We start from the raw sequence: 4127 nt of genomic DNA, 5'->3' as shown, positions 1-4127 counted from the left end.
GCGAAGCCGATCGGCCACAGGTCGCCGTCGTCGAGGTTCGCGCGGTCCTCGAAGCCGATCGTGGCGTAGCGCGTCTTGAACTTCTTCGCGGGCTGGAGGAAGACGACGATCTTGCCCTCGGCGTTCGCGAAGCCGGGCATGCCGTAGTAGGTCTTCGGCACGAGGTCGGGCGCGACCGCGGTGACGACGTCGTAGAGTCCCTGGGCCAGCGCGCGGTCCTCGGCCTCCAGCGCCTCGATGGCGTCGCGCACGGCCTTGTCGCCCGCCGCCCGGCTCTTGCCCGCCTTCTCCTGCTCGCGCAGCTCCTTGGCGCGCTGCTTGACGGCTTCGCGCTCCTCGGCGCTCAGCCCCCCGGACGTGTCTGTCTTGGCCATCGTGATCGCTTCCTCGGTCTCGTCGCGGCGCCGGCGGTCCGGCGCGTCGATGCCAGGCTATGCGCGCCGGCGCGCGTCCGCTTCTTCGTTCCTGACCTCTGCGTCGGAGCGTCGCGACATGCGCGCGTTCACATGACGGAAACGCGAGCACGCCAGGCTGGACGTGGCGGAGCGCACGGCGAGAGCGTGCCGGCATCCGCTCGTCGAGAGGACCGTGCATGACAACGCAGACCGCCGTCCCGCGATCCGGTGACCGCGCCCCGGCCCTGACCCTGTGGACGATGATGATCCTCACGTTCGTGACCGGGGTCGTGGATGCCGTCGGCTTCCTCGGGCTCGACCGCGTCTTCGTCGGCAACATGACCGGGAACATCGTCATCCTCGGCATGGCGGTCGCCGGCGCCGACGACCTGCCGGTGGTCGGTCCCGCGATCGCGCTCGGGACGTTCACGTTCGGCGCCTTCCTGGGCGGGATCCTGCTGCGCCGCCGCCGCAAGGCGTGGAGCGGCGCGGTCTCGGGCCTGCTGATCGCCGGCACCGTGACGCTGACCGGTCTGGGCGCGGCATCCCTCGTGCCAGGCTGGGCCGACACGACGGTCTTCGAGCTCGTGGCGTCGTCGTCGACCGCCGCGGTCATGGGCGTGCAGGCGGCGGTCGCGCGCAGCCTCGCCGTGACGGACGTGACGACCGTCGTGGTGACCTCCACGTTGACGTCGTTCGCCAGCGAGTCGCTCGTGGGCGGCGGCGTGCGCGGGGTGTGGAACCGGCGGCTCGCCGCGATCGCGGTGATCTTCGCGGGCGCCCTCGCCGGCGCGCTGCTGCTGAACCTCGGCCTGGCGGCGCCGCTGCTGCTCGCCGCGGCGCTCACCGGGGTCGTGGCCGCGCTCGGCCACGGGCTGCTGTACGTGCCGGTCGCGTCCGCCGCGTCCGCCGCCCCGGAGTGACGCCCCGCCGCCGCCGTCTTGCGTGGGTCGGCGTCGCCGACTCACTGCGCAGGAGCGGAGTGAGCCGCCGAAAGCGCAGTGACTCGCGCGGCTGCGGCCGGCCGACCCGACTCGCACGGGGCCCAGAGGGACGAGCGGTAGCGTGGAGGGACCGCCGATCCGAACCCAGGGGGCCGCGTGCGTCTCATCCTCGTCCGCCACGGACAGACACCATCGAACGTGAGGGGCCTGCTCGACACGCGGGTGCCCGGTCCCGGGCTCACCCGGCTCGGGCTGCAGCAGGCCGCGGCCCTGCCCGGCGCGCTGGCCGGCGAGGACATCGGGGCGATCTACGTCTCGACGATGGTGCGCACGCATCTGACCGCGGCGCACCTCGCGGCCGCGCTCGAGGTCGAGACCGTCCAGCGGGCCGGCATCCGCGAGATCATGTCCGGCGATCTCGAGATGCGCGGCGACCGCGCCTCGGTCGAGCAGTACATGACGACGATCTTCGACTGGACGCTCGGCGACGTCGACAAGCGGATGCCGGGCGGCGAGAGCGGCGCCGAGTTCTTCGCGCGCTTCGACGGGGTCGTCGAAGAGGCGGCCGATGCCGGGCACGCGAACGTCGCGATCGTCAGCCACGGCGCCGCGATCCGCGCCTGGTCGGCGTACCGGAGCGTCAACCTGCCCGAGGGCTTCATCCGCGACAACCCGCTGCACAACACCGGCATCGTCGTCGCCGAGGGCGAGCCCGGCGACTCGTGGCGCATCCTGAGCTTCATGGGCGAGGCGATCGTCGGCGACCGGGCGGATGCCGTCGGCACCGGCCCCGCAGGCGCCCGCGTCTGACACGGTTCGTCACACGGAGCGCGGTTCCCGCGCGGTTCGCGTCACACTGGAATAGATGCACGCGCATACAGGTTGCTCGATCGTGACACCTCGCGGCACCAGAAAGGACCCACCCATGTCGCAGAAGATCGGCTACATCGTCGGCTCGCTGTCCAAGGAATCGATCAACCGCAGGCTCGCCAAGGCGCTCGCCCGGCTCGCCCCCGAGGGCGTCGAGCTCGTGGACATCCCGATCGGGGACCTGCCCCTGTACAACCGCGACCTCGACGCCGACTACCCGGCCGTCGCACGGGCGCTCAAGGACGCCATCGCCGACGTCGACGGCGTGATCATCGTCACGCCGGAGTACAGCCGGTCCATCCCGGGCGCCCTGAAGAACGCCCTCGACTGGGCCTCGCGCCCCTGGGGAACCAACTCGCTCGCCCGCAAGCCCACCGCCGTGATCGGCACCTCCGGCGGCGGCATCGCCACCGCGGCGGCCCAGCAGCACCTCAAGGCGATCCTCCTGCACATGGACGCGATCGTGCTCGGCCAGCCCGAGGGGTACATCCAGTCGACCCCCGGGCTCATCGCCGACGACGGCGAGGTCACCGACCCGACCACCGCCGAGTTCCTCGCCGGCTACGTGCAGGCGTTCAGCGACCTGATCTCGCGTGTGGAGGCTGGCCGCGCCGCCACGCCCGTCGGCTGATCCCGCTCCTCCCGCCGAACCCCGGGCCCGCCCGGGCCCGGCGCGGCTCCTGAACGGCGAGTCACGGTCCCGGCATCCGCTCATCGCGCCCGAACGCAGTGACCGGTCGCCCGGGCTGTGACTCGCCGTCGTTCGTGCGTGCCGGCCGGAATCGTGGATCATGGTCGGGTGGGCGTCGCCCGCACCGCCGTTCGAGAAGGCCTGAGGCGAATGCCGCCGAGTCCCTCCGACACGCTCACCCCGACCCGGCGCGCCCGCGTGCATCCGGCGTGGTGGGCGGCCGGGGTCGCGTTCCTCGCGCTCCTGTCGGCGGCCGGGTTCCGCGCCGCCCCCGGCGCGCTCATGGTGCCGCTGCATCACGAGTTCGGCTGGTCGACGAGCGTCATGTCGCTCGCGGTGAGCGTCGATCTCGTGCTGTACGGGCTCACCGCCCCGTTCGCCGCGGCCCTCATGGACCGCTTCGGCATCCGCCAGGTCGTGGCCGCTGCCCTCGCCCTCGTCGCGCTCGGCGCCGGCGGCAGCGTGCTCATGACGGCGTCGTGGCAACTGCTGATCTTCTGGGGCGTGCTGATCGGGCTCGGCACCGGATCGATGGCGCTCGTCCTGGCCGCGACGATCGCGAACCGCTGGTTCGTCGCGCGTCGCGGGCTGGTCATGGGCATCCTCACCGCGGGATCCGCCACCGGACAGCTCGTCTTCCTGCCCCCGGTCGCGGCGCTCGCCGAGAGCGTCGGCTGGCGTCCGGCCTCGCTCGTCGTGGCCGGCGCGGCCCTCGTCGCCGTGCCGATCGTGTGGGCGGTCATGCGCGACCATCCCGCCGACCGCGGCGTGCTCCCGTACGGGGCCGATCCCGCGACCTACGTCGCGCCGCCTGCGACCGTGCCGGGCGGTGCGACCCGCCGAGCCCTCGAGGGGCTCTCCTACGCGGTGCGGCGCCGATCGTTCTGGGCCCTCGCGATCGCGTTCGCGATCTGCGGCGCGACCACGAACGGGCTCATCGGCATCCACTTCATCCCGTCGGCGCACGACCACGGCATGGCCACGACCACCGCTGCGGGGCTCCTCGCCGTGGTGGGGGTCTTCGATGTGCTGGGCACGGTGGCATCCGGCTGGCTGACCGACAAGCTCGACCCGCGCAAGCTGCTCGTCGCCTATTACGCCTTCCGCGGGGTGGGACTGCTGCTGCTGCCGTGGCTGCTGGCCGACACGGTCCACCCGAGCATGGTGCTGTTCATCGTGATCTACGGCCTCGACTGGGTCGCGACCGTTCCGCCCACGGCCGCGCTC

5 protein-coding genes are annotated in these 4127 nt (G+C 72.5%); 4 read left to right on the top strand and 1 reads right to left on the bottom strand.

Features of this window, described 5'->3' with window-relative positions; translation table 11 throughout:
- Nucleotides 1–374 (bottom strand): hypothetical protein (locus tag WML84_RS13325; RefSeq protein ID WP_347346624.1); only part of this gene is annotated, 374 nt, incomplete at its 3' end.
- A 218-nt stretch (nt 375–592) separates the two neighbouring features.
- On the opposite strand from WML84_RS13325, the gene WML84_RS13320 reads away from it, so the two are divergent.
- The 4 genes from WML84_RS13320 to WML84_RS13305 all read left to right on the top strand — a co-directional run.
- Nucleotides 593–1318, top strand: coding sequence for a YoaK family protein (locus WML84_RS13320; RefSeq protein WP_347346623.1), 726 nt, complete (start codon nt 593–595; stop codon nt 1316–1318).
- Nucleotides 1319–1495: 177 nt separating this feature from the next.
- Nucleotides 1496–2149 carry a histidine phosphatase family protein gene (locus tag WML84_RS13315; protein ID WP_347346622.1) on the top strand — a complete coding sequence of 218 codons (654 nt, stop codon included), beginning with the start codon at nt 1496–1498 and terminating at the stop codon, nt 2147–2149.
- A gap of 115 nt (nt 2150–2264) precedes the next feature.
- Nucleotides 2265–2840, top strand: coding sequence for an NADPH-dependent FMN reductase (locus tag WML84_RS13310; protein WP_347346621.1), 576 nt, complete (start codon nt 2265–2267; stop codon nt 2838–2840).
- 210 nt (nt 2841–3050) lie between these two features.
- On the top strand, nt 3051–4127 hold a 1077-nt coding region (locus WML84_RS13305; RefSeq protein WP_347346620.1), incomplete at its 3' end, for an MFS transporter.

Source organism: Microbacterium sp., from assembly GCF_039812165.1.
In the GTDB taxonomy this organism is placed as follows: Bacteria; Actinomycetota; Actinomycetes; order Actinomycetales; family Microbacteriaceae; genus Microbacterium.
The sequence above is the reverse complement of the archived record's forward strand: the minus strand, read 5'-3'. Positions and strand labels throughout refer to the sequence as shown.

Coding starts and splice junctions, on each gene's coding strand:
- WML84_RS13310 (WP_347346621.1), top strand. CDS start 2,265: ATGTCGCAGAAGATCGGCTACATCGTCGGCTCGCTGTCCAAGGAATCG.
- WML84_RS13320 (WP_347346623.1), top strand. CDS start 593: ATGACAACGCAGACCGCCGTCCCGCGATCCGGTGACCGCGCCCCGGCC.